We start from the raw sequence: 26475 nt of genomic DNA, 5'->3' as shown, positions 1-26475 counted from the left end.
TTGATTATTCTTCTTTCGTCGGCCCACATAATAAAGCGCAGACAGTTTTTCAAGCGCAAATAGACACCCGGATACATGTGTCCGGACTGATGTGTCAGTCTAACCGCCCCTTTCTGTCGATGAGGGTTTCAGTTTATCCTCACCTTATTGCTTTATTCTGCCCTTGACATACAGCCGGTGGGGCTTCGAGGCTGCATTTGACAGTATGCGCACAAGCTTTGTGAAATATCCGGCTGAACGACCCGCAGGATTGAATGTTACTACAATTCGGGCGGTATCGCCAGGCATAACCGGCTCCTTCGGGTGTGCAACAGTGGTGCATCCGCAACTTGAATATACTTTGGTGATAACCAGAGGTGCTGTTCCATCGTTGGTCAGTACAAATGAATGAGACAAAATAGTATCGACAGTGATATCTCCGAAGTCGAAGACATCACTGTCGAATTGAATACCCGGAGCATCCTCCACGCTGTCTGCGTTTTCCGTGGCTGCGAATCTGCCGGCGGCCGACACCTCTGAATGTGATGTCAATGGGGCCATAAATCCGGCAATAGCGCACAATACACCGGCGATATATATTGATTTCATTATAGTATTACTTTACGGCGAGCAACACGACCGTCGCTGTCCTTTGCTATGGCAATATAGAATCCTCCGGCCGACACATGAGCCTCGACAAAGCCCTGACTGCCGTTGACGAATGCGACTCGCTTTCCGGCGACATCATACACCGACATTTCTATCACAGCCTTGTTGTCGGGCGACACTGCGCTGATTGCATTACCCGACGAAATGATGCGTATCGCAGCTGTCCACTCCTCCTGAGGCGCACCTTCGCCGGAGGTCAGGAACAGTCTGCCGGAAACCGAACCGTGCACTTGATATTCCATTCCGTCATACAGACGATGCGACTCGCCTGTAACCTTGTCGTAAATACTATACCCGTCAATAGCGGCTATATTATCGAAGCGCAATATATAGTCATCGTCATCATCGGCCAGAAGACCAATCTCGACACCGTCAGCCAGAGGTGTCGAATTTATGCTGGCTGCCTTATTGTCAGACACTGTATAGACCATAGGAGATTCACTTGTAAAGTCGCCAAGCAGAAGGGCATCCTCGCGGTCGTTATAACCGACACCGCTTTCCGATGACACGAGCAGGACAGCCTTCGACAGCGGTGCATACGTGTTGTTGTCGAGTGCCGATAGTGTTATTGCTCCACCGGCAGCAGCGCGTGACCTCAACAATGCCGGTGCATTACTACTGCCCGAAACGACACTTATCATCTCAGGGCTGAACTTTAGTTCAATCGACTTGGTCTCGTTCAGCGCCTCTACGAAGAAGCCCTGCATAGGAGACACCACAGAGGCATCGTCAATTGTGCCGACGAATCCCTCCGAAGCCTTGTCCATGACCGCACACAGCTGTGAACCGGCTGACATAATCCAATATTTCGGAGCGATGACATTTCTGTTTGTCTCGAGGAATGTCTTCATGTCAAGATGTGCCATGAACGGATTACCTACGAGAAAATAGCGTCCGGCCGAATAATTCGACACCGTGACGACAGCGTCAACAGGATTAAGGCGATATGGATTCTCTCGTGTTATCGCGCCGCCGTTCTCGATTCCATGATCCTGACCGTCCTGTGTCCAATACTCATAAGAGTCGTCGTCCTTTGGAAGACGGAACATAACTTTGTCGGGCTTTGCGCCGGACATATAGCTGATGTCAGTCTTGATCGAGAAACCGTTTCCGGCACGATACTGTTCCTTGACGTCATTGTAGACATCGCTCCAGTCAAGAGCCACGGCCACATTGCGTACCTCGGCAGCTGACTCCGACGGCAGTTCATAGACATTTGCGATACCACGATCCCAGCCGCGCTGATAGACAGCGGGACGGAATCTGTCGTAGTGCTTGCGCGAGAAAGTCATCGGCTTGAACAGCTCTGTGGTCTGGCGCGCGGTGGCTGTAGGCAGATACATATCGCCGGCCACTACTGCCTGCAACGGCGACGAGGCCGTGTACCACCGTCCGGGAGTCATTTCCATATCCACCCAAGCTTTGTCATATACGAGATGCTGCTGATTGGCAATCTCCGACCCTGACTTGAAGTGAACCTGATCGCAGGTATTGGGATACCAGACGCGGCAATAAAGCGAGCCGTCAAATTTTTCGGCGGTGAGATCATACTCAATATCGGAGGTAGCCTTGCCGGCCGAGGAGTTGTCAGACAAGTGGTCTGACAGCACAACGTTGATATATTTTTTGCCATCGTACACAGACACCTCACTTTTCCGGCCGGGAGCAAACATATACGGATATTCCTCTCCGGCGGGGACGATTATCTTGGTGAAGGCAAGCGGCGAATAAGAGAACGCTCTGTCGTTGTCACCATCAGTGACAAGCTTGGAGTCCACGCTGTTTCCCGACAGCTCGTCGTAGGAAACGCGACGCCAGTTGTCGTCATTGTTGAAATTTGACGATTCGTCCACCGCGCCTGTCCACATCTGATACTCGGCAACGACCTTGACGGTGAAAACAGCCTGTCCGTCGCAGGCGGCCAGTGACGTCACGCCGGCGGGGATATCCTCGGCGTAGTTGAAACGTAGTGTATAGTAGTATCCCTCCTTGAAGCGTGTTTCATCAAAGTGAACATATGCGTTACATCTGTCGGGATGGGCTTTATCTGCTGTCACTTTTAGAACCTTACCGACGACGCGCAAGCCGGTTCCGTCCTCAGAAGCACCCGGGTCGTCCTCGAGATTTCTGAACTCGGAATCATTGGTCTTGACGAGATACAGGTTATCATCCTCACCGACCTTAAGGGATGTCACGCCCTGAGTCACGATGTAGAGCGAACGCATCGGCATGTACAGATTGTGCAGATTATAGTCAAGTTGCGACAGACCGGCGCGCAGAGGCACATCTTTCATCCCTTCAGGATAGTCTATATTTTCAAATCCGTTGAGCAACCCGGGTGCTCTACGGGTCACTTTTATACGAAGTTCGGCAGGATCGTTACAGATTGTATAGAGATGACCGTCAATCTCACGGTCTTCCTGACGATTTGCGGGAATTACCACCACATGATAGACCGCCGATGTTTCTCCCTCAGCCAGACGTACAGGCTCGGACAGGAAGGAGTATGACGCAAACTCGAGAAGTCCATTGTCGATGAAATGCTGTATGGTATTTCTGTAGGTCTCGTCGTAGCGGAATCCTTTGTCGGATTTATACTCACAGTCGAGAGTCGTGGCCTCGGGATATATGTGGCGGAAATTGAGGAGAGCCTCGTCGAGTCCGACTCCGTTATACTCCATTTTGCCGAAGGAGTCCATGCTACCCTTGAACCAATCGACAAGAGGAGTGCGCTCTACAATTTTGACATCACCTGTGACGGCTTCGATGCCGTATATATCAACCTGAATGACAGGGAATTGATTTTCACATATTTCAAGGTCGGATGTATTGGCCTTTACAATACCGTCGACCTTTATGACTGTCGAGCTAACGATTTCAAATTCGGACTGCTTAGTACATGGATCGGAAATATCGAAGTCAGTCCACTCGGGAACACCAGAGCCTCCGGGAATGCTAAGAGCGGCAATATAGTGCTTTCCGCCATAGAGGCCCCCGTCCTCGAGGAGTACGTTGAAACTTATACATTCGATATCGTCAACCCTAAGTCTCGAAGCCTGATTTACCTCATTGTCCTTATCCCACGGTATGTTATTATTATAATTGGTGTTGAACGTCATTGCCCCCCAGCGGTCATCGCCGCCGTTGGAAAGATTGGGAAGCACAGAGCCGTTGAATACCTCCTCGGTAAATCCGCCATGCTCTGCGAGCAACTTATCGTAACGGTCTTTGTCAAAGATTGCGTAGTAGACAGTGACATTCTCGCCGGGCGCTTTGTCGGTGGCAATGGTCTTGCCGATTGAGTTGACAAGATTGCGGAAAGGCATATCGATACGCTGCCGCACGGCATCATCGCCTTGACATAAAGGCTCAAGCTGCGAAGCCATTACCTTAGGCTTGGACACATATATACGGATATCGTCGATGGCATAGTCGGCTCCGTTGGAGTTCACCGAGTTGTTAACCAACACTACCTGATAGTGGTCTACATCTCTCACATCAAACCGGCCAAATTCTATAATGGAGAAGTCGGGCGTCACGGAGTAATAGACATGCATCCACTTGCCGCAATGCTCAGGATCATTAGGCACATAGCCGGTAGAGAAGTTGTTGATGTTTACCTCTCGGCCGTCTTTCATTATTGCTATCAGGTCGAAGTTGACATTAGCCGGCTCGTTGTTTTTGTAGTCATCATCCATATACACGCCCATAGAGTTAATCCAAGCCGATACATGGATGGTAGAACCCACACAGACGCTCGGTATATCGACTCTCGCAATCACGCCGGGGTCACCGGCGGCGTTGGCGTAGAAGAAGAAACCCTTTTTCTCTCCATTGGTGTTTTTATAGAGGCGGTCATGACGGTCCCATTTGCTTGTTGCCGCCTGATGGTAAGGCACACAGTCGGCATTGGAAGCTATAGTGTACGTACCGTAGTCCTGAAGATGTTTGTAACCGAATGAATATTCACAGTTGAGCCAAGGCACAGGATACTTAATACGCTCGCCTTCGCCTTCTTTCTCCATGAAATCGGGATTTCCCGAAAGCGCCATGTATTTGTCGAAGTCAACTACACTTTTGTTCTGGAAATTCTCGTCAAGGTATTTCTCAGAGTGCTCGTACTTAATATCATCTTCAAGCTCAAACGAGGCATGGTCTTCGTCAAGGAACGTGATTATGATGTCTCGCAACGACATGCCTTCCTCGTCACCGCCATCGATATAAATACGTTCACCGTCGACTGTTTTGGCTACCAGACGTATGAGATATGTGCCTGGCTTGGCATTGGCTGCTTTACATTTGAGCGCACGATAGAACGTCTCGTCGGGCGAAATCCATGCCTGGGTGGGTTCCTTATTCGGATTAAGTTCGGTCTCAAGGTTAGTGACCAATGTACGGAAGGCTGAAAGCGTGTCGGGTTCAAACATGTTCTCAATCTTCTCTTTACTCCTCTTATGGCCTTCAAATCGATAGGTCTGGATTTCGTATGTGCCAATGCGTTCGTATTTCCCCGTCGTCGCGTTTTTGTAATAACGGTTGGAGTGGACTCCTCCATTCTTCGGCATCGGATTTATAATACGGATTTTAAAATCCTTGTTGGCACGGGCATAGAATTGCTTCAGCTCACGGGCAAGGAACTCCTCATTGGATTTGACGTCTTTTGAGGTTTCGTCGGCGAACTTGCGGCCGTCGACCACATGAAACACATGACGGAAGTTGATAATAGGCTCATGTATCACCTTGTTTTCAACATCGATAAAACGCTTTATATCGCCATCGCGGGAATCATTGTTACTGTTGAAATCACCATTATCATAATAGTACTGTGAATAGTCGGCTGCAATATATTCATCGATATATTCATCGTTGTCGGTAACCTTAGGGCGATAGAACGACGCTGCACCTCCGGGGCCGCGAAGGCCGGGAGGATTATCATTCCAGTCAAAATCTCCGTAGATGCGGTCGTTGAACACCTTGCCGAGCGCACGGCCGCCAAAGATTCCATCCTTGCTGTATGCGCCCATTCTGGGACTTAAAAGGAAGTACACATCAGGATGGGCTTCGTCTGTCTTATAATCATAAAACCTGTAAAAATCCTCGACATAGTTCGAGCGATGCCATATATCGGAATACGGGATAAGGTCTACACGCTCACCGGGTATGACATACACCTCATGAAAGATTGTGGTGGTGGGCTGGTGCGGAACGTCATCACCCACAGGAAGCAATGAGTTGACCGGTGCATCGTAGCTGAAATCGGGCAACTTCACTCCCAACTCGCTTCCGGGAACCGTGACCCCGGGTTTCAGATGTCCGTCCTCATTCCAGATGTCAAGATTTGTGAGCCATCCCCCGCTGGTGTGGAAGTTGTTGTCAAACGTCTTGTCGACAATGCCGTGGGTGTGCTCAAATGTAAAGTCCTTGAGGACCTTGCTATATAATTTATTCCGGAAGAAATCCTGATTTAGCGACACCTTGTTGGGATTGGGATACTGAGTTCCCAAAGCCGGCAGCGGATCCGGAGCCGGTGCGTAGATCTTAATTGGTCCATAAAACTGAAAACGTGACAGAACCGTATTGGGTAAGCCTCCGGCCCAGTCCTCGATTTTAAGTCCTCCGACATTTTCTAGTGTCTCGAACTTTATACGGTAATATTCGGGTCTGATTATAAATGGAATTTCACATATCTCTCCCGGTTTCACCCCCGACAGATCAAGAGTTGCGACTTCTTTCCATTCTCCACCTATTTCACTCTGATAACTCCACTTCATCTTCGTGGGAAACCCAAGATGAAGATTTTCAGGCAGTTTGCTTGCTGCAAGGTCGGACGGAGACGGTCGCCCTATCTTGAGTTTGTATTCGGTCGGTATATCTACTTGCTGAGGAGTGACTATTATACCGGTATATTTTTTGCCCCCCCATACCCAGGCCTTTTCATTTGCATTCCAGCAACTGTGGCCTTTCTCGTCCACAAGCGGCTTATACCAATCATTGCCGGCATCTTTATTTTCGGCGTCATTGATTATATCTCCGTTATTGCGCAAAAGTGCGCCATCGCCCATAGTGTATTCGTCGTACAGGCATATCTGAAACTCGGCCAGGCGAAACGATTCAGCTTCATCCGAAAGGATCTCAGTACAGTCAAACCGCATGTGTGTGCAATCCCACCACTGGTCTTTGAAGCCATCGCGCACATAAAAGGTAGGTGATTCATACTCTACAGATCCGTCGTATGTGATGCGCGCTGTCGTATGCCCGAATTTGGTCTCGCTCTTAAGTGTGCCTTTTTCGTCGTGCATACCATACACGGCAAAACCCGAGGGCACGTCGGTCGCTCCGGCCGGTATTGTGAACCGAATGCGGAACGGCGTATTATTGGTGAGTCCTTCAGGCAACTTTACGGTAAACGAAGCGCCCGGCAAACTGCACACTGTTGACGCATTCCCGTCAATAAGTTTTGCGGCATCAGAGCCGACACCCTGTACAAACTGTGATACATCGGATATCAATGGTGTGACATCAGCTCCATGACTATCCATAGCATTTAATGACAAAGAGGCTGATGTCAGCAATAAGACAGCTGAGGTTAATCTCATAAGTGTCTGAACAAAAAAAAATTTTTTTATTTTCTGATTATATATAGCCTACGGGTCCTGACTGTTTCGTAACCGTCGTACCTGACAGTTACCTTACAGTCAAGAGTCGCCGTGCCGGTGACAGAGGAAAGCTCGCCTATGATTTCGCCGGTAACCGTATTCTTTTCCGGCTGATTTGTGAAGATTTTTTTGTCGCCATTGATTTCAGTTATTTCGAAATCATAGTCGGCAGGGGGCACGATTCGGTTGTTGTCTTTAATCTCCGGTCTGATTCTGAACTTGCCGGATGTTCCGAATGTCATGAAATGAGTGTCGCCTTCAACCTCGGTCATTACGGCTGGATAGCCGCCGATCGGAGGATAGAACAGCACACTCCAATCAATAGTCATATCGGATATCACAATCGGAATATCAATGAAATCGTTGCGCTGTATCCACTGAAGGTCGTCGGTGATGGCGTAGTGTTCATCGGCAGTCGCTCCGTCGGGGCGCGAAACTGTGAAAGTGACAAAGTAGCGTCCGGTGGGGTGAGTCCACTTGGCCGCCGATTCGCGCACATAAAATGTATGGGTCATAGACTTGTTGACACCGAGGCTGACGTTCATGTTGTCGAACGTAAGCTCTTCTTTCCCGTTTTTTGCCGATTCCATAATATCCGGACACGATTCGAGAGCCTTATAGTCGGGAAGCAGCCGCACCGGACCACGGTTGAGAATGCCGAAGGAAAGGCGTTTCACCTCCAGCTTGGCCGACGAAGTGTTTTGCACCGAAATGCGGACTTTGGCAAGCATACGGATAACCTCGACGGTAAAAGATTGTGTATTACGAAAGTCGATTGTCGTGGTTCCGCTCATGGGGATGAGTGCCGTCTTTTCAGGATTGTTTGTCATGTTGTCCCATACGGCAACGGAAGGCTCTTTCACTAATTTTTCGCCGACAACAAACTTCACGCCTGTTCTCTGATAGAGCTGTTCCTTCGAAAGATTGGCAAAAGCATAAAGCGTATATGTGGCAACCGGAAGGTCGACCGTGAATTCATCACGTTCGACCGGAGAGGCCAATTGTGGCGAGTTTTCCACAATTGAACGTACTGTTCCCGAGGCATCGACAAATGCCACCCACCAGTTGTTTATAAGTTCGTTGGGAAGCGTCTCGGGTTGTGTATCGCCTGATGCGCGCGACTGTATGGCACAGCTGGCCGTAACGACTTCAGGCATAATATCGGAATTATCGCCGGTGCAGGCGGTAAACGACAGCATAACTGTCGTGATACAGCATAGCAGATTTTTAAGTTTCATTTTCAACTCGATAATGTTTACAGAGAGTATCGATACTTTATCAAGCGTTTATCACAGGCTGAGGTCTGTAGTTCCAGGGACGCGCAATGATTGAAAGTTGGCCGTGATGGAGCGACACATTGAATCGGTAGATATTGTTGCGTTCAATATTAAACCGCGGAAGTGTCGTATTGGCAGAGGTTTCTCCCGAATATAAAGAGAAATAGATTCTGAACGGCTTTTCGTCCGGGGCCTGCGATGCCAGCTTTATTTCTATATAAGCTTCGTCGGGAGCAGGAGAGCCGTCGGCCTTTAGATTGCGGTATTCAGGAATATAGGCAGTCCAGCGGTAAGAGCCATCGGCACTCATTGCCAACTCGGCGCGGCGGCCAGAGGCCTCCTTATCATTGTTATTGTCGTCTGTGACGAGATGCAGGCGGTGCAGATAGTCTGAGTCCCAGTCATTGCCCTGTCCGTAGTCATTCTGGTCGTAGACGCGGTAGGGCGCACAATACCCTTTGCCATTAAAGTGGCACAAAGTAACTGCCGGTGTCAGCTCTGAGTCTCGGTCGTCAACGTCAAATATTACCTCGACTTTGGCCATTGCGCGCAACAGTGTGATGGGCTCGGGCAATGTCGTGGTCCCGGGCAGAATAGGTATTCCCGAATACGAACGTATGCCGAAGAAAGGCATCAGATGTCCCTTTTCGAGATCAAGCATCAGTCCGGGAAGCATATCAAACACAGAAGCTGCGGCATGACAGATGTCGTCGATTGTCGTAGCTCCGGCAACGGCGTTGTCGATGACCGACATATCGGGCCAATTGGCTGCAATCATTATCTTGAAGTCTGACGGCAGATTAAGCGGCGGGATGCCGCAAACATTATACTGCCGTTTGTCGATTTCGGCCACAACCTGACGGTCGAGCAGTCCGAGGAAGGTGTTGTTTTGCGAGAAAAACAACACCTTGCAGCTATTCTGCACATCTATATAATTTTCTATTACAGAACCGTCCTCATAGCCGTCTCCCGCCTTCGATTTCGCAGATGCCGATGCCGATTCCGGGAGGGTGAAACGTACTACCATATTAGTCTGCTGCCGGTCAGACGAAATATCTTCGTTATAGCCGGTGCTGCAAGCCCCGAGTGTCAATCCGAGGATTAACAGGACACCCCACAGCAAAGTTCCTTTTGTTATTTTCGACTGATTATACATACAATGTTATGCTCAGTTAAGCTCCACATCCTTGTAAACGACGCGCCACGACTCAATTTTAAGAGAGCCGTCGAGCCACTTGTGGTTGGCATCGAGGAAGAATGTCATGTTGTATTCGTCTTTATAATCAAGATACTGCTGTGCAGTAAGTCTGTGCGAGTTCTCATATCCCATGACGAGCAACAGCGCGTCGATAAGCCGGATCGACGCTATGGTCTCTCCGTTGTCGGTGCGGTACACCCTGAGTCGGGCGGAACTGTTCTCCATCAGTCGTGATGTCGTGAGCTCGGCGATTACGCCGGCAAAACGGTTGTTTTCCACCGTCTGATTTCTGCTGTCGGACCCAAGATTGACATCGACGGTTGTTTTATACCATTGGTGATATGTGGTCGTATTTCCCGCCAATGGCTCATTGTCCCAACACAGATGAGTGTTGTCGTCGGTAATCTCAAACTCGACAAGTTCACTGTCGATAGGTTCGCCGGATAGTTGCTGAAGTGTGATTACAAAGTGGTTTGTATCCTTCGTCAATGGAATCATGTACTCAAAATCTCCCTCAATGGCATCGGGGAAAACGGCATCGGGTATGTATCCGTGAAACAGACGGTCCAGTTTCTTACTGATGTGCTGAGAGTTGTCGTCGGCGCTCTCGGTATAGAAGCGGGTATGGAGACCTTCACGCGTGCCGTCAAACCCGGCCTCGAATGTCTCTGGAGAAGCCGAACTGCACCATGCCACCATTGAATATGTTCCGGGGGCCACGTCTACATTCATGGCATATCCGTCGGCTTTGAGAGCCTCGCCCGACTCTGTCTTTCGCCAAACTACGTTCCCGTCGCTGTCAATGAGGTGCAAAGTCACTTCATCGACCTCAGGCCGGAAGGCATCGGCAAACTTCATGTTGTAGTCGTACTTGAAACGTACCAAGTAACGTACACGGCAGTCACCTTCATAATCAAAGAAGCCCGTGCAGGACACCATGAACACGCATGCAACCAACGCTGACAAGGCCTGCATGACGTATTTACCCAATAAACATGATTTCATGACTTTAAACACGCTCTATATTCGGTTTTTATATAATATATCTGGAGCGGAGATATCATCTCCGCAGAGTTTTCAATCAATTGGTGGAAGACCATACGGGAGTGTTATATTCGCGCCGGCCTTCAGGTTTTCAGAGAGATGTTTTGAAATTTCAGGTTCGAAGTAATAAGTGAACGGCGGGAAACCTCCGCGCGGGCTTCAGCTTCCCGCCGTTCATTATCATTCTGTGATCAGTTGAGAATATGAAATCTCCGACTCATCATTTGGGCCATTCAAGTTTTACGTTGTTGTTGACCAGACGCCACGACAGGATATTGATCTTAGCGGCAATATAAGAATCGTTGTCCTTGGGCTTTTCGGGATATATTGTCTCATCAGGGTTGTAGACTGGTGTGCCAAGACCATAAAGTTCGGTGATGGTCGAGTCATAGATATGGTTGCGCACAACACCGTTCTTACCATAGTTCTTGCCGTCAGCGCCCATCTTGCCGAGGTGCTCGATGGGGAAGTAATAGTAAGTCATACCTTCTTTCCAAATATTTACCGCGCCGGTTGTCTCCTGGATGAACTTGATTACATCTGCCTCCTTGAGGAAGTCTTTGGTTACATCCTGATCCTCTCTGTCAGATGCAAACCACTTCTTTCCTGAACCGACCTTCGAGAGTGTCAGGTAAGAATGGTAGCGTCCTTTTGTTGCATTGTCAAGAGTGGCTTTGTTTGCAGCATAGGCTGTTTCGAGTTCGATGTCTTCTTTCGAGATTTCGGTAAACACCTTCTTGCCACCGACCTCTTTATAAGAGTATAACTGCTTACGGCTCTGGATTGATGAGAGCATGGCTGTGATCAAGTTGTCTTCACCAATGTGTGTTTCGCCAAGGAACTTGTAGAATTCAACCGGGTTGCCGTTCTCATAGCAGAGAACTGCGCAGAGAATACCGCACGTGGGATACTGGTCGCCGACACCGTTATCGAAATTGGTGTTGGTGGCTGCGTTCTCGGAGCAGTAAAGCGAAGAAGCCGTTGTTCCGAATTTCTGGCCGGTTTCGCCAATCAGTTGGTTGTATGAGAAATAGTTGCGACCTGCACCGGGGCAGTTCCATGCCCAGTAGCTGCGGAAGAATGTAGGATAGTTCCATGTCCAGTCAAAATCCGTGATTCCATCCCATGCCGGGTTGATGTGCTTGTTAAGCCATGATTTTGAGGTGGTTCCGGTGAGATTCCAGTTGGAGAACTTGGCATATACCGGCTTGTCATCAGCCATGATTGGGTTGTTTTTGTCATCGACAAGAGCGATGGCTGTATTGCCGCCGATGGTCTTGATACGACCTTCGAAAGATGTGGCATCAACCTTAACACGCACCTTGGCTATCACACGTTCGACATACACCACTACCGGCTGGAGCAGAGCGCCCTGAGGCGTATCCTGAATTGAAGACTCGGGGATTTCGGTGCTGGTTACTTCGGTTTTGTTCAAACCGAGATATACCGATGTACTCATTGTGAAGCCATAGTTGGCAATCGAAGTCTTGTAGTCGCTAATTACATTGCGCAGAGATGCGAGGTCGCGGGACTCGTCGCCAAGCTGGGTTGTGGGATTGACAATTGCCGCGATTCTTGTCGGAAGATGGTCGCCTTCTTTGGTGTTGATGACCAGAGTTGCCTTGATGGTTTTTTCGATGTTAGGTGCATTGGCGCCTTCATTCTTATCGATTTCGGGATCTTCTTTGGCACTCCAATCGAAGTAGTTGAGGTAAGAACCATCGCTGCAGCGCTTCACGTTAGCGGCGGCTCCATTATCGTCAAAGAAATAGAAACGCACGCTTTTCACTGTGTTTTCTGCCTCCGAGCCAAACTCATAGTCTGAGTTCTCATCGCCACGGGAATTTGCTTCGGGCAGACCCGAAATTGCTACGGTAATATATCTGGCATTGCCATCCGACATATTACCCGGGTTGATGTCAGGTTCTGTGATGTCATTAGAGCAACCGCTCGCAAGAAGCATCACACCAGCCGACAAAAGAATAAAGTTTTTTTTCATAATAAACTTTAGGTCTTTTAATTTGTTTTATTATTAGGTGAATATGAAATCCTCTTTTCAAGCTCATCGAGAGTTTCGGCCGCTTTTGCAAGCCCTGCTTCCTTTGCCTCGGTAAGATAGCGGCGGGCTGTCTTGAAGTCGCGAGCCCTTATTGCCATTGCGCCTCGCGCATAAATGGCTTCGGGAGAGTTGCCTGCCTTTTCGATATATCTGGCCGCCTTCGCTAAATCATCTTGACGTATGGCCGCGTTAGCAGCATTGAGATTTGCGATAGCATCATCGGGAAACATTCTGACAGCCGTCTCGAATACTTCCGTAAATTCATCGCTTCCGGGTTCCATATCGCCGGCTGCGATGTAGAACTCATTAAGACTCAGATTTTGTGGATGTTCTCTCATCACGGCAAGAATCTCTACAGGGTCGTGATATGTGCGTATGACATACGATACCTTATAATCGGTATGGCGTAACGCAGGATAATATGTGTCGAGCATGAACCGATAGTCCTGAGGATACATACGCTTTATCTGATTCTCTTTCATATCAGGTTCCATGTCCGAGTCGATTAGGTTGAGTATCTCACTGCGGTGGTCAAGATTTGAGCCGTCAACGGCCAATCGTAGTCCGGCCCAGTCTTCCGGCTCAAAGTCGGTTATCATGGTCACATCGTCGAAGCGATACAGCTGCTGTATATAGTGGCGGAGAGCCTCTGTTCGCCCTTTGGCAAGATCTGTATTGTGTGAATAAGGGCTCTCGGGCGATGCGAAACCCTTAAGCCACACGCTGTCTATTTTGGCATCGACATCATTGCGGATTGTGTCAATTGTCGCACGGATTGCCGTCAGCTCAATTGAATTGCGTCGATAATCGGGATATATTATGGTCTGGTCAACCGGAAAGTCGATATATGCCCGGCCCTCGAGAGTGCGTCGTTTCTCTCGCGAAGCCGATGGCCTGATATAAAGCAGATCGGGGAAAAATCGGTCCTGATACATACCGACATCGCCATGCTCGTTGAGAAGAACATGCCCGCAACATCCATTGTCGGTTCGCTGTATTCGGATTGTAGCTCCGTCCATCCAGTCCTGAAAAGGCACGAGCTCATGATATGTAACCCGCCCGGGCGCCTCCTTGGCCTGAAATACCATGCGGTCTTTGCCGGAGACCATCATATTACTGTTATTTCGCAGATTGTAATAATACCGGCGTCGTCCGTGTATGTCAACCGAGGGAAGAGGAATTGAATCACTGCCTTTGTGAAGCCACGGCGACAAACGCACACTCCTGTTTGATTCAACATCAAGTTCGGAAAGTACAAGGTTCATATCAATACAGATATGACCGCCGTCTCTTTCCATTCTCAGATTTTCGACAGACACATTGGTCACGACGTTTTCAGCACCGGCAAACAAAACGAATATTGCCGGCATAGCCAAACTCAACAACCTTTTCACAATTACTTACTGTTTAAAACAAATACACCATATTGACGGCGGCCTTGGTCGGCCCTACATAATTATGCGGCATATTAGAACGCACCTTCTTGCCACATCCTGCACAACGGAACTGGTCGTAGCGCGAATAAGAATACCCGAAGCCAATCTCGGCCTCGATGTTCCAATGGGTTCCCAGCATCCACGCATAGCCGTAGCTGATTCCACCGCCAATGAACCATCCCTGAAAACGACTGTTTGCAAGTTTGGTGAAATCCGTCCCTAACATATTGATCTTGCCGTCAAAGCCTCCCATGTTGAATATACCGCCATGGGTGTGCAAACCGACAAAATGACCGGAAAAACGGTCACAGAACCAATATCTCACACCGGGCTGGATGGATAGATGTTTCCATCGGCGATCATGGCTTAGATTCCAGTCGTTAATGCTTAGGGGAATGTCCACAGTCCATTTAGGAGCCAATCCTATCTCGGTTCCGATATTGATATCAAGTATCAAATCGTCAAGGACATTTGTCTTTACGGCAATATCCTGTCCGTACGCTGCGCTTGTAACAGAGATTGCAAGCATCAATAGTAATTGTTTTATTGATTTCATCAAAATCTGTATTTGTTAATTTCCTTATCACTTTAAAGCAATAGAGAGCATCCGGCAGTCTGTTGCAGCTGTATCTGCACAGTTGGTGATAATGGTTTAATTGCATTTTTCGGGGTGCAAAATTCAACATTTTTTCACAATTATGCAAACAAAAATTACCCCCCCCGTTAAAATTTGTTAATCAAATGAGTTACAACGAGTTACACGCCTTTATACGGGATACACCCACTAATATACATCAATTTTACACATACTACACACGCAATATATAGGCTATTTAAATCATTTACAGCCAATAGCCAGAACGGACGGCTTCCATGAAGACTTTATTTTATAAATCGTAATTTATACGAGGAATTCTTCATCTGTTTTATTCGCTATGATTTATAAAACCGCTATCTTACGAAAGTAACCGATATTTCATAAAAAAGTAGCGCCTTATATGTTTCTTCTATAAGATTATAGAGAATCTTCATCTATCTTGAATATGTAGTTTGATTAATCTCTCTATGAGGAGAGATGAAAAAAAGATAGAACTTTAGTTGTTCTTATTGATTAGGTTGACGATTACTTTGACCATTGTGTCCTTTTCTTCAGTGCGGCTTTCGGCAATCATAAGAGTGAGAGCAACAAGGGTGTTGTCGGCGATACGCTTTGAGCCGTCCTCATTATAAAGGATACCGTTGCCGTTGAGGAACCACAGGAACAGTGTGGCGGCAATTCGTTTGTTGCCGTCACTGAAAGAGTGGTTCTTGGTAACAAGGTACAGAAGCATCGCCGCCTTCTCCTCCACAGATGGGTACAGGTCAACACCGCCGAAAGTCTGGTAAATCTGACCGATTGAGCTTTTGAAGGAGTCATCTTTCTCGTTACCGAACAATGTGCTACCACCGAATTTTTCATGAAGTTCGCGGATGACTTCCATTGCGTTTTCGTATGTGGCATGGAACGCCTCTTTGCCGGTGGTGTCCTCAATCTTCAACTCCTGATAATCATAGCGGTCGAGGGTGTCGAGTGCGTATGTGTAATCGACAACTACATCAAGCAACGAACGGCTGTCCTCCGTCAGCTTCTCCTGATTCTGTATGGTGCGACCCAACACCTTTACCAACTGGCTCAACTCGTCATACTTCTGCGCAGCAACTCGTTCGTTAATGGCGTAGCCTTGCAAGAGGTACTGTTTCAAAACCTGATTTGCCCAGATACGGAATTGAGTACCTCGTTTCGACTTGACGCGATAGCCAACAGATATGATCACATCAAGACTGTAAACCTGCGTTGGCTTGAACTTTGAAAGAGTATTATGCAAAATTTGCATATTACTTTCCTTCTCCAGTTCTCCCTCCTTGAAAACATTGGAGATATGACGGGCGATGACAGACTGGTCCTTGCCGAAAAGTTCTGCCATTTGTCTCTGACTGAGCCATACGGTCTCATTCTGAACTGTAACATCAATCGACATTTTTCCGTCAGGAGCCTTGTAGATTACGAGGTTAGAATTGTTCGTTTCCATATACAAAAGTAATACTTTTTAATTTTCAATCAAATACGATTGGTCAAAAGGAGATATCCGGCAACGAGTCGATGGCTTCGCGTTTGAGAGAATCGACGGCGCGGGTGTATTTCTCGATTTGATAATATCATTCCTTGATTTTGCATCTAATTAGTGAATTGTTCATGGATTTTCATTTTAATGGAGTGCTATGCTATCCTGAATTGCGTTATCATTGCAATGGTCACACTGCAAACCAACAAGCAGTATAACGAGAATCGGAAGATTCCGCTATCACTTGATTGTTCCAATTAGTTCTGTCGTGAAAAATTTGTTGGGACATGTTGGGGAAAGATTTGGGAATGTCGGGAAAGTGCCTGATTTGACGAAAATAATCTGACCGTTGACGATGTCGCAATACCAAACGCAAAACAATCCTATGCGTACTTATTAATATTGACAGTCTCTGAATACAGTTTTGGTGCAGTCAGACGATGTTGGTGTTGCCAAAGTCGCTGCCATCGAAATTCAGAGGTGAAACGATAAGAATCAGACCTACAGACTTGCATAAACCTGATTTTTGGAACCAAGTTGGGTGTTTTCAAAAAATTGTGACTATCTTTGCACATTAAAATACAGACAAAACCATATTTTTTAACATTCTCCCGTAATGGAAAATAATAGTCAAGTCACACCACCACAAGAGTCCAAAGGCCTTAACTTTGTCGAACAGCTTGTCCTCGAGGACCTTCAGGCCGGTAAGAACGGAGGCCGTCTCAACACCCGTTTTCCACCAGAACCTAACGGATATCTACATATAGGCCACGCAAAGGCCATCTGTATGGACTTCGGTATCGCTGAAAAGTTTGGCGGTACATGCAACCTGCGTTTCGACGACACCAACCCTGTCAAGGAGGACGTTGAATACGTGGATTCAATCCGCGAAGACATCCACTGGCTCGGATTTGACTGGGGTGACCGTGAATATTACGCATCTGATTATTTCCCCAAGCTCTATGATCTCGCCATCCGCATGATCAAAGAAGGAAAGGCATATGTCGACGATCAGACTTCCGAGCAGATTGCAGCTCAGAAGGGCACTCCGACACAACCCGGAACTGAAAGCCCCTACCGCAACCGTTCGGTCGAAGAGAATCTTGACCTTTTCCAACGCATGAACGCCGGAGAGTTTGAGGAAGGCGCACGCGTGCTCCGTGCCAAAATCGACATGGCAAGCTCCAACATGCACTTCCGCGACCCAATCATGTATCGAATCATCAAGACTCCCCACCACCGCACAGGCACTACTTGGAAAGTCTACCCGATGTATGACTTCGCACACGGCCAGAGCGACTATTTCGAAGGAGTCACCCACTCGATATGCACACTTGAGTTTGTGCCTCACCGTCCGCTGTATGAATATTTCGTAAAAGAACTCGCCGACGAGAGCTACTGCCCCCGCCAGATTGAGTTCAACCGCCTCAACCTCACATATACAGTCATGTCAAAGCGCAAGCTGCTCCAGCTTGTCAAGGAAGGACTCGTTGCAGGATGGGACGACCCCCGCATGCCGACCATTTCCGGTCTGCGCCGTCGCGGTTTCACTCCGCGCGCCGTCCGCAACTTCATCGACGCCATCGGTTATACGAAATATGAAGCCCTCAACAGCATCTCACTGCTTGAACATGCTGTCCGCGACGACCTCAACAAAGTGGCAACCCGCGGTATGGCTGTCATCAATCCGGTCAAGGTCATCATCACGAACTATCCGGAAGGACAGGTTGAGACCGTCGAGATGGAAAACAATCCCGAAGAAGAAGGCTCAGGCACACACCAGATGCCTTTCAGCCGTGAAATCTATATCGAACGTGACGATTTCATGGAAAATCCGCCCAAGAAATTCTTCCGCCTCGCTCCCAACGGAGAAGTACGCCTGAAAGGTGCATACATCATCAAATGCACCGGCGTAAAGAAAGACTCGGACGGAAACATCGAGGAAATCTACTGCACATACGACCCCGACACCCGCAGCGGACTGCCCGGAAGCTCACGAAAGGTCAAAGGAACACTCCACTGGGTTTCGGCCGAACATGCCATCGATGCCACAGCCCGCATCTACGACCGCCTGTTCAACGTAGAGAATCCTGCTGCCGAAACCGAACGTGACTTCCGCGAAATGCTCAATCCCGACTCATTAAAAATCGTAGAGCACATAAAGGTAGAACCATACCTCGCCGAAATCGCAAAACCGGGACTTCCGTTACAGTTCCAGCGCATCGGTTATTTCACGCTCGATCAGGACTCAAAGCCCGGCGAACTGATTTTCAACCGCACCATCGCCCTTAAAGACAGCTGGAAAGCATAAAGAATCCATCGGATAAAGCATAAGGATTGAAAACCGGCAATAAAGTATCGGACTACAGTCGTTTAGTCCGATACTTTATCCTCTAAAGCCACAAGGAGCATCCGGCCTTGCGACCATCCGCCCGACACTCAATCATTCAAACTTTATACGTTATACTTAATATTTTCTCACCATTACATGGACGAACGCAACGACCGACGCGACTTATACGAAGAATTTGAATCAGAAGTGGTCAAACGAGGCAACACCGAGGCCTTTTTCGACGAAACAGACCTCATTGAAATCTTTGACTACGCATCTGACTATGACAATTATATCGTAAAGATGGAGGTACTGCTCTACGGAGCCGTCCACTATCCGAAGAGCGAAGCCCTGGCCACCCGCCGTGCATGGCTTTACTATTCATTCGGCGATGTCGAAGTGACAACCGAAGTCAACAACCGCGTCAGTCAGGAAGGTATCCTCAACAAACTGCTAAGCCTGCGTGCCCGCAATTCAGACCTCAGCATGACTTCAGAGGAAATGATTGCAGAACTCGAAGCCATACTCGACACCACGACAGATTTTGAAGACGAGGAGATAATACAGTTCACAGACTATGCGATGGAAATGCACCTTGAAGACTGGTTGAAGTCAAACCGCGACCGCATACAGTCCAAGTGCTCCTACCCCCAGACATTCCTCTACGAGTTCGCCGACCGTTCCGAAGAGAACGATGACCTTGAAACCGCAGCACAGCTATTCGAGGAACTCACCATGCTCGAGCCTTTCACCCTCGACTTCTGGCTGCGCCTCGCCACAGTACAGATAAACCGCGAGGACTACGAAGGAGCATTGTCGTCGGCTGAATATGCTCTTGCCATTGACGCAGGTTCAATCATGGCGCTGCGCATCAAAGGCGCAGCCCTCTACCGCCTCGAACGCGGTCCCGAAGTAGTGGCCTCGATCTATGGCAAAGTCATCGCATCGTCCGAAGCCGAAGAGACCGACATCTCGACATATGCCGCAGCACTCATCGAGTGTGACCGTCAGACCGAAGCTGTGGCCATGCTGACATCATATCTCAAAGAGCATCTTCACTCAAGGCTGGCAATCGACGTGCTTCTTGTCCTTGACCGAAAAATTGCCGAACCATATGTGCGCAGCATAATTGCAGCCGGATTCATAACTGAAAAAGACGCTGTCGAATGGGCACGCGGACATGTGGTCCACGGACAGTTTGGCTCTGCAGCCCTTGTCTGTCTGATCTACGACGAAATAAAAGGATTTGAAAACGACATCGCCTTCATGCTCGAAGTTTGCTACTTCGCCCTCAGATTCGAGGATGTTGTCAGACTCTACCATGCGAAATACCGTCTCGGCCAATGGCCGTACCTGCCAGCCATATCGTTCCCGTTCCTGATGAGCCTCGTGCGCCTCGGCCGACGTGAAGAAGCGCTCGAAGAAGCGCAGGAGATACTGAAATCCGTCCGCGCCTACCGACGCAAACACAGCAACACCGAACTAAGCGCCATGTTCCGTCTCACCCCTGCCGCAACAGGCTCTATGGTGATCGGCTATATGGAAAATCTCAAAAACATCATCCACGCCCTAAAATCGGATGACAATATTTCTGCCGACGATTTTGACCCGATGATTATCTGACACGCACCCCACTGACCTCCCGGTCACTCCCCTCCTCTTTTCCTACCTTACTTCTGCTACGCCCCTTTCTCCTCTCTACGGCACACGTTTCCCGACATCATACTTACAAAATATTCTTTTCAACCAACATTTTTCAACAATCTTTCCAGACATGAGATTAAATCTACGCCAGCTTTGGGCGATGTCTGCCATAAGCGCAAGCATCGCCATGTCCGCGCAGAGCATCACGACCTCTCCGGCAATCATCACTGAAGACAGCAAGGACATTGTCATCACATTCCATTCCGACGGAGGAAACAGAGGACTTGTCGGCGCATCGGCTTCTACCGGAATCTATGCCCACACTGGGGTCATCACCAACCTTAGCGACGGACAGTGGAAAAACGCGCCCACATGGGGCACAAACACAGAGAAATATAAACTCACTTACACCGGCCCGTTCACATGGGAAATGCGCATTCCCGACCTGCGCGAATACTACAACATCACAGCTGCCGGTGAAAGCATCGAGAAACTTGCGTTCGTATTCCGCAACTCCGACAGCAGTTCTGAGTGCAAGACCGGATGCGGAGGCGACATTTTCGTGCAGGTATTCCCAAAGGACTTCCCGGCATCGAAAGAAGCTGTCTATCCCGGCGGAACACCGAAGATGGGGACTGAAATCAACGCTGACGGCTCTGTAACATTCTGCATCGCCGCACCCGGCAAAACCAATGTCGTCATGATGGGTTCATGGAACGATTATACCCCTGCTCCGGAATATGTCATGAACTATCAGGACTATAACGGCAACCGATATTTCTGGCTCACACTCGAAAACCTTGAGAAAGGCAAGGACTACATATATTATTATAATGTGGACGGAAGTATCAATGTCGGAGATCCCTACGCACATCTCGTGCTTGACCCCAACAACGACCAATATATCCCCAATACGGTCTTCCCTGAACTGCCGGCCTACCCGTCGAAAAAAATCACCGGTGTTCCTCTGGCCGTGTTCAACAGCGAGCGCGATGTCTATGACTGGAAAGTGACCGATTTCAAGGGTGTCCCGCAAAGCGACCTCATAATCTATGAACTTCTTATCCGTGACTTCACAGGCACTGAAGGCAAAGCCCTCGGCGAAGGCACTGTGAAAGGCGTGATTTCAAAGCTCGACTACCTCAAAGAGCTTGGAGTAAACGCAATCGAGCTGCTGCCGATAATGGAATTCGCAGGCAACAACTCATGGGGCTACAACACGAACTTCTATATGGCCCCCGACAAAGCCTACGGCACACCCGACGACTACCGTGCGCTCATCGACGGTGCTCACGAAAGAGGCATGGCCGTGATTCTCGACATCGTGTTCAATCAGAGCGACGGCGCTCATCCGTGGTATGACATGGTGCGCCGCAACATATCTCCGTTCTACAACGGCTCTGCCCCACACTCCTACAGTGTGCTCAACGACTGGAATCAGGACTGCGAGCTCGTGCAGCAACAGTGGCGCGACGCGCTCGACTACTGGATGACAGCCTACAAGGTTGACGGTTTCCGTTTCGACCTCGTTAAAGGACTCGGCGACAACGATTCATACGGCAACACATTCGACGCAACCACCAACACATGGGGCACGCCGAACGACAACAACACCAACCGCTTCAACGTAACACGCGTGGCCCGCATGAAAGCCCTTCATGAAAGCATGCGGCTCACTAATCCTGACGCATACTTCATCAATGAGAACCTTGCCGGAAGCGAGGAAGAGAACGACATGGCCCGCGACGGCGAAATCAACTGGGCAAATGTCAACTGGAACGCCCGCAACTATGTCATGGGCACAGGCGACACCTCACTCAGCAGATTCTATGCGCCTCAGGACGGCAACCGTATATGGGGCTCGACGGTCAGCTATGCTGAGAGCCATGACGAAGAACGCGTTGCCTATGGAACGACAAGCGGCTCATCTGTCGTCAAAGGCGACTTCACAGCCCTCTGCCAGCGCATCGGCTCTATGGCTGCCCAGATGCTGCTGTCGCCCGGCGCTCACATGATCTGGCAGTTTGAAGAAATCGCCAACAATCAGACAACCAAAAACAGTGCCGGAAACGACACAAGCCCCAAAAAAGTCTCATGGGACATCAGCTCATCGCCTGCACGTCAGGGACTGCTCGCCACATTCAAGGCTCTTTGCGCCATCCGCGCCGACTACCCAGCACTTTTCCGTGAGGACGCAACCTCAAATGTAGAGTTGAGTTCTTCTACCGCACGCTACATTTCACTGACCGACAGAACTTCGGAACTCTACCTCGTGGTCAATCCTGCCTCAGCCAAAATCACGGAAAGCGCGACCATTCCCTTCCCGACCAACCCTGCCACCGGGACAACCGCCTTCCTTTCTGACAGCAAGTACACCATGTTGGCAGCAAGCACAAATGTCACCCCCTCAATGACAGCCAACGGCCTGACCCTTCCTGCCGGAACTTTTGCAGTCTATGTGTCAGGACCGAAGTCAGGAATAGACGACATAATCACCGACAGCGCAGACACATCCCGTCCAGTCGTCGTTAACGATGGAGGCTATATCCGTGTGCTCAGCCCCCACACATCGGTGGCAATCTTTACGCTCGGTGGCATGAGCATCCCGACCGGCTCGCGCCTCTCACCGGGCATATACATTGTCGTTGTCGACTCAAACGCTGTCAAAGTGGCAGTTATGTAAAAAACGTGTGTTTAATGAATTTTCACACCCCTTTTAGCGACCATCTTTGCTTTTCGGGAATTTTTTGTTAATTTTGCACCTTGATTGAACGCCGTCCGCACGGACAGCGCTGAAAAGAGCAAAAATATTAATAAAAAACTGATACATTACCCAAATGAAAATTACCAAGGAAGAGATTTCACCCGTAGACATCCGTCTTACCGTGGCGATTGAAGAAAACGACTATAAGGACGATGTGACCAAAAAGCTCAAAGAGCTCGGCCGCACACACTCCATCCCCGGATTCCGCAAGGGTCATGTGCCCTTCGGCGAACTCAAACGCCGTTTCGGCAAGCAGATGACAAGCGATGTCATCAACGACACTGTCTATCGTGCAGTGGTTGATTTCATCACTGAAAACAATCTTCCCGTTATGGGTCACCCCGTGCCCGTTGAAGTCAAGGAGGCATTCGAAGAAGGCGATCAGGAATTCAAATATGATCTTGCCCTCGTTCCCCAGCTCGACATCAAGCCCTCGAAGGACGACCACTATCCTTTCTATGAAATCGAAGTGACCGACGAGATGATCGACGAGCAGGACAAGAACATGCGCAAGCGCTTCGGCAAGCAGGAACCCGGACAGGAAATGACCGAGGACGGTGTTGTCAAGGGTGCTCTCATGCAGCTCGACGAAAACGGCAACGTAAGCCAGAACGAAGGTGCTATTCAGGTAACCGACGGCATCGTGTTCCCCCTCTACTTCAAGGACAAGGAAGAAACAGCCAAGTTCGCAGGCAAGAAGCCCGGCGACAAAGTCGTGTTCAATCCTTGGAAGGCTGCAGGCGGCGATGCAGGCGAGCTCGCTTCAATGCTCCATGTCGACAAGGATATCGCTGCCGACATCAAGGGTGACTTCGAGATGACAATTTCTGAAATCATCGTCAACGTGCCCGCAGAACTCGGCGAAGAATACTACAAGATGGTATTCGGCGAAGACAAGGTTCACAACGAAGAGGAATATCGTGCTGCCGTTAAGGAAATGATTGCCAACGAGCTTTCACAGAACAGCCACATCCTTTTCCGCAACCAGTTCGACAAGGCCATGATGGAGAAGTATGGTTCGATGACTCTCCCCGCAGAGACCATCAAGAAACTCTTCTTCGCAGAAGCTGAGAATCCCGATGAAGCCTATGCAGCTCAGGAAAACGGCATCAAGCATGAAATCATCGAAACCAACCTTCTCAAGGCTCTTGAAATCAAGGTTGAAGCCGACGAGGTTCTCGAAATGGCCAAGTTCCTTACAGCCCGTCAGTTCGCACAGTACGGCATGGCAGGCATCGACGAAGAAATCATCACCCGCTACGCTAAGGAACAGCTCGAAAAGGCTGAAATCCGCAACCAGCTTACCCAGCAGGTTCTCACTTCCAAGCTCTATGACGCTATCGAAAATGCTGTCAGCCTCGACAAGCAGACTGTCAGCCTCGATGACTTCAAGAAAATCGCACAGGAAGCCTGAGACATCCCATAGGTCATGTGGACTGTCACGACAGTAACCACAGCGACATGAAACCGACATCCCATAGCTTTTGATGTAAAGCTATGGGATGTTTCTGTATGCACCTCACTCATTACAGCCACCTCCATCGTGTTTCTTAAAGACCTGACCGCATCTTAGAGGCTGTTATAAGGCTTTGACCGTTAATTTTTTGTAACTTTGCATCCCAGAATCAAGATTAACCGTCATACTTCATCTATGAATCCATCGACAATAGCACGTAAAGCAGGCTTCTGGAAAGCCTATAAGGTTGAATATAAGAACCTCTGGCGACTTGGTCTCCCGGTTCTTGTGACTCAGGTCGGCATTATCGTAGTCAGTTTCGCAGACACTATGATGGTGGGGGCTTACGGAACAGATGAACTTGCAGCAGCCGCCTTTGTCAACTCTCTGTTTATGATTGTCACAGTCATGCAGCTTGGTTTCGCAGCAGGAATGACACCGATTATCGGAGCGCTATATTCAAAAGGAGAGAATCACACGGTAGGAGTGACTCTGCGGAGCGGACTGCAAATCAATATCCTTGTCTCAGCCGGATTTACAGCCATCATGGGTGGACTATATTTCTTCCTTGACCGTTTCGGACAGCCGGAGGAACTGCTACCGCTAATCCGGCAATATTATCTCATAGTCCTGTCGACACTTCTGCCGATGGCCGTGTTCAACTGCTGCCAGCAGACCGCCAACGGCACGACCGACACAGCCACTCCCATGTGGATGATACTCGGAGCGAATGCAATCAATATCATAGGCAACTATTCTCTCATCTACGGCAATTTCGGATTTCCCGAGCTCGGACTCGTCGGGGCTGGACTAAGCACAATGACAGCGCGCTACATAGCCATGACCGGCATAGTAGTATTCATACTCCTGTCGCGCCGCTACCGCCCATACACAGCCGGACTCCGCGAAGGCTCTGCCGATTCAGGGAACATACGCCGTAAAGTGTGGGCCACCTCCTACCCCGTCATGATTCAGAGCGGAGTCGAATGCTTCCTCTGGAGCTTCGGGGCAATCGTCTCAGGCTGGTTCGGCAAAATACAGCTCGCATCCTATCAGGTGGTCAACACCATCGCACAGCTCGGATTCATGACATATATGAGTTTCGGCGTGGCTACTTCAATCCGTGTGGCCAACTTCACAGGCCTGCGCGACATCGCCGGAATGCGACGCATCACATCGGCCGGACTCCACCTCAACCTTGTGCTTGCAACGATAGCCTCGGCCATATTCCTGATCGGAGGAAGCAATCTGATCTATGCCTTCACACCCGATCCTGAGGTGGTGGCAGTTGCCCTGACACTGATTCCGCCACTTATCCTCTACCAGTATGGCGATGCCATACAGCTTACCTATGCCAACGCACTGCGAGGTACGTCGGAAGTCAAACCTCTGCTTTGGATTTCGATAGTCAGCTATCTGATAGTCGGGATACCGTTGTTGTTGCTATTGGCAAAGTATCTTGACATGCACAATCTGGGAGTGTACTACAGCTTTACAGGTGCTCTGCTTGTCGCATCAATACTGCTGCGCACATCTTTTACAAAAGCTGTCGCCAGAAAAGAGACAGAATTCACCCAAGCGTGACCCTCAATACAGATAGGCCACCAATATTTTTCGTTTTTCGTCCTTACCTCAATACATTTTATCCGAAATTATTTGGCTGACAGCCAAATAATCACTAACTTGCGCCTTATCGCAAGGTGTAGCGCCATGCCATTAGGATTCTGTTAATTTCTTAGTATAATAGCGAATGTAACAAGAAAGTCTACTGTTCGATATGATATGAGAGGGTCTTGGCAATCATCTTGCAACTGAATACTATACACCAAACTCTATGGAAGGAAAATACGCATAGGCCA

14 protein-coding genes are annotated in these 26475 nt (G+C 49.0%); 5 read left to right on the top strand and 9 right to left on the bottom strand.

Going from position 1 to position 26475, the window contains the following annotated elements; all coding sequences use genetic code 11:
• Window positions 1-144 precede the first annotated feature (144 nt).
• From QZ311_RS03230 to QZ311_RS03190, 9 genes are all read right to left on the bottom strand, one after another.
• Window positions 145-588, bottom strand: coding sequence for a DUF1573 domain-containing protein (locus tag QZ311_RS03230; protein WP_297063802.1), 444 nt, complete (start codon window positions 586-588; stop codon window positions 145-147).
• Window positions 588-7244 carry a hypothetical protein gene (locus QZ311_RS03225; protein WP_297063800.1) on the bottom strand — a complete coding sequence of 2219 codons (6657 nt, stop codon included), beginning with the start codon at window positions 7242-7244 and terminating at the stop codon, window positions 588-590. Before QZ311_RS03225 ends, QZ311_RS03230 begins: the two co-directional genes overlap by 1 nt.
• A 26-nt stretch (window positions 7245-7270) precedes the next feature.
• Window positions 7271-8542 carry a FimB/Mfa2 family fimbrial subunit gene (locus QZ311_RS03220; RefSeq protein WP_297063798.1) on the bottom strand — a complete coding sequence of 424 codons (1272 nt, stop codon included), beginning with the start codon at window positions 8540-8542 and terminating at the stop codon, window positions 7271-7273.
• Window positions 8543-8582: 40 nt separating this feature from the next.
• Window positions 8583-9737 (bottom strand): hypothetical protein, encoded by a 1155-nt coding sequence (locus QZ311_RS03215; protein WP_297063796.1) that lies wholly within the window; start codon window positions 9735-9737, stop codon window positions 8583-8585.
• Window positions 9738-9749: 12 nt separating this feature from the next.
• The gene (locus QZ311_RS03210; protein ID WP_297063794.1) at window positions 9750-10784 is read right to left on the bottom strand and encodes a FimB/Mfa2 family fimbrial subunit; all 1035 of its coding nucleotides are present in this window, start codon (window positions 10782-10784) and stop codon (window positions 9750-9752) included.
• Window positions 10785-11043: 259 nt separating this feature from the next.
• Window positions 11044-12822 carry an Mfa1 family fimbria major subunit gene (locus tag QZ311_RS03205; protein WP_297063792.1) on the bottom strand — a complete coding sequence of 593 codons (1779 nt, stop codon included), beginning with the start codon at window positions 12820-12822 and terminating at the stop codon, window positions 11044-11046.
• A 17-nt stretch (window positions 12823-12839) separates the two neighbouring features.
• Window positions 12840-14252, bottom strand: coding sequence for a DUF3868 domain-containing protein (locus QZ311_RS03200; protein ID WP_297063791.1), 1413 nt, complete (start codon window positions 14250-14252; stop codon window positions 12840-12842).
• 37 nt (window positions 14253-14289) lie between these two features.
• Complete coding sequence (locus QZ311_RS03195) at window positions 14290-14874, bottom strand: DUF3575 domain-containing protein (RefSeq protein WP_297063788.1); 585 nt, start codon at window positions 14872-14874, stop codon at window positions 14290-14292.
• Window positions 14875-15412: 538 nt separating this feature from the next.
• The gene (locus tag QZ311_RS03190; protein ID WP_297063787.1) at window positions 15413-16387 is read right to left on the bottom strand and encodes a virulence protein RhuM/Fic/DOC family protein; all 975 of its coding nucleotides are present in this window, start codon (window positions 16385-16387) and stop codon (window positions 15413-15415) included.
• Window positions 16388-17036: 649 nt separating this feature from the next.
• Between QZ311_RS03190 and QZ311_RS03185 the strand changes: the two genes are divergently transcribed.
• The 5 genes from QZ311_RS03185 (at window position 17037) to QZ311_RS03165 (ending at window position 26200) form a co-directional block, all read left to right on the top strand.
• Entirely contained in the window at window positions 17037-18731 is a 1695-nt protein-coding gene (locus tag QZ311_RS03185; RefSeq protein ID WP_297063785.1) for a glutamine--tRNA ligase/YqeY domain fusion protein, read from the top strand.
• A 177-nt stretch (window positions 18732-18908) separates the two neighbouring features.
• Window positions 18909-20375: a hypothetical protein gene (locus QZ311_RS03180; protein WP_297063783.1), complete on the top strand. Its 1467-nt coding sequence runs from the start codon at window positions 18909-18911 to the stop codon at window positions 20373-20375.
• A 151-nt stretch (window positions 20376-20526) separates the two neighbouring features.
• Window positions 20527-23079 carry an alpha-amylase family glycosyl hydrolase gene (locus QZ311_RS03175; RefSeq protein WP_297063781.1) on the top strand — a complete coding sequence of 851 codons (2553 nt, stop codon included), beginning with the start codon at window positions 20527-20529 and terminating at the stop codon, window positions 23077-23079.
• Between the two features lie 154 nt (window positions 23080-23233).
• Window positions 23234-24574, top strand: a complete 1341-nt coding sequence (locus QZ311_RS03170; RefSeq protein WP_297063778.1) for a trigger factor — start codon at window positions 23234-23236, stop codon at window positions 24572-24574.
• Window positions 24575-24811: 237 nt separating this feature from the next.
• Window positions 24812-26200, top strand: a complete 1389-nt coding sequence (locus tag QZ311_RS03165; RefSeq protein WP_297063776.1) for an MATE family efflux transporter — start codon at window positions 24812-24814, stop codon at window positions 26198-26200.
• The last annotated feature ends 275 nt before the right edge of the window (window positions 26201-26475 follow it).

The organism is uncultured Duncaniella sp., assembly GCF_910578445.1.
In the GTDB taxonomy this organism is placed as follows: domain Bacteria; phylum Bacteroidota; class Bacteroidia; order Bacteroidales; family Muribaculaceae; genus Duncaniella.
This window is presented reverse-complemented; position numbering and strand designations above follow the sequence as displayed.

What these genes read in the sequence shown, in the direction of transcription:
- QZ311_RS03230 (WP_297063802.1), bottom strand. Translation starts at nt 588, where the DNA reads ATGAAATCAATATATATCGCCGGTGTATTGTGCGCTATTGCCGGATTT.
- QZ311_RS03225 (WP_297063800.1), bottom strand. Translation starts at nt 7,244, where the DNA reads ATGAGATTAACCTCAGCTGTCTTATTGCTGACATCAGCCTCTTTGTCA.
- QZ311_RS03220 (WP_297063798.1), bottom strand. Translation starts at nt 8,542, where the DNA reads ATGAAACTTAAAAATCTGCTATGCTGTATCACGACAGTTATGCTGTCG.
- QZ311_RS03215 (WP_297063796.1), bottom strand. Translation starts at nt 9,737, where the DNA reads ATGTATAATCAGTCGAAAATAACAAAAGGAACTTTGCTGTGGGGTGTC.
- QZ311_RS03210 (WP_297063794.1), bottom strand. Translation starts at nt 10,784, where the DNA reads ATGAAATCATGTTTATTGGGTAAATACGTCATGCAGGCCTTGTCAGCG.
- QZ311_RS03205 (WP_297063792.1), bottom strand. Translation starts at nt 12,822, where the DNA reads ATGAAAAAAAACTTTATTCTTTTGTCGGCTGGTGTGATGCTTCTTGCG.
- QZ311_RS03200 (WP_297063791.1), bottom strand. Translation starts at nt 14,252, where the DNA reads ATGCCGGCAATATTCGTTTTGTTTGCCGGTGCTGAAAACGTCGTGACC.
- QZ311_RS03195 (WP_297063788.1), bottom strand. Translation starts at nt 14,874, where the DNA reads ATGAAATCAATAAAACAATTACTATTGATGCTTGCAATCTCTGTTACA.
- QZ311_RS03190 (WP_297063787.1), bottom strand. Translation starts at nt 16,387, where the DNA reads ATGGAAACGAACAATTCTAACCTCGTAATCTACAAGGCTCCTGACGGA.
- QZ311_RS03185 (WP_297063785.1), top strand. Translation starts at nt 17,037, where the DNA reads ATGGAAAATAATAGTCAAGTCACACCACCACAAGAGTCCAAAGGCCTT.
- QZ311_RS03180 (WP_297063783.1), top strand. Translation starts at nt 18,909, where the DNA reads ATGGACGAACGCAACGACCGACGCGACTTATACGAAGAATTTGAATCA.
- QZ311_RS03175 (WP_297063781.1), top strand. Translation starts at nt 20,527, where the DNA reads ATGAGATTAAATCTACGCCAGCTTTGGGCGATGTCTGCCATAAGCGCA.
- QZ311_RS03170 (WP_297063778.1), top strand. Translation starts at nt 23,234, where the DNA reads ATGAAAATTACCAAGGAAGAGATTTCACCCGTAGACATCCGTCTTACC.
- QZ311_RS03165 (WP_297063776.1), top strand. Translation starts at nt 24,812, where the DNA reads ATGAATCCATCGACAATAGCACGTAAAGCAGGCTTCTGGAAAGCCTAT.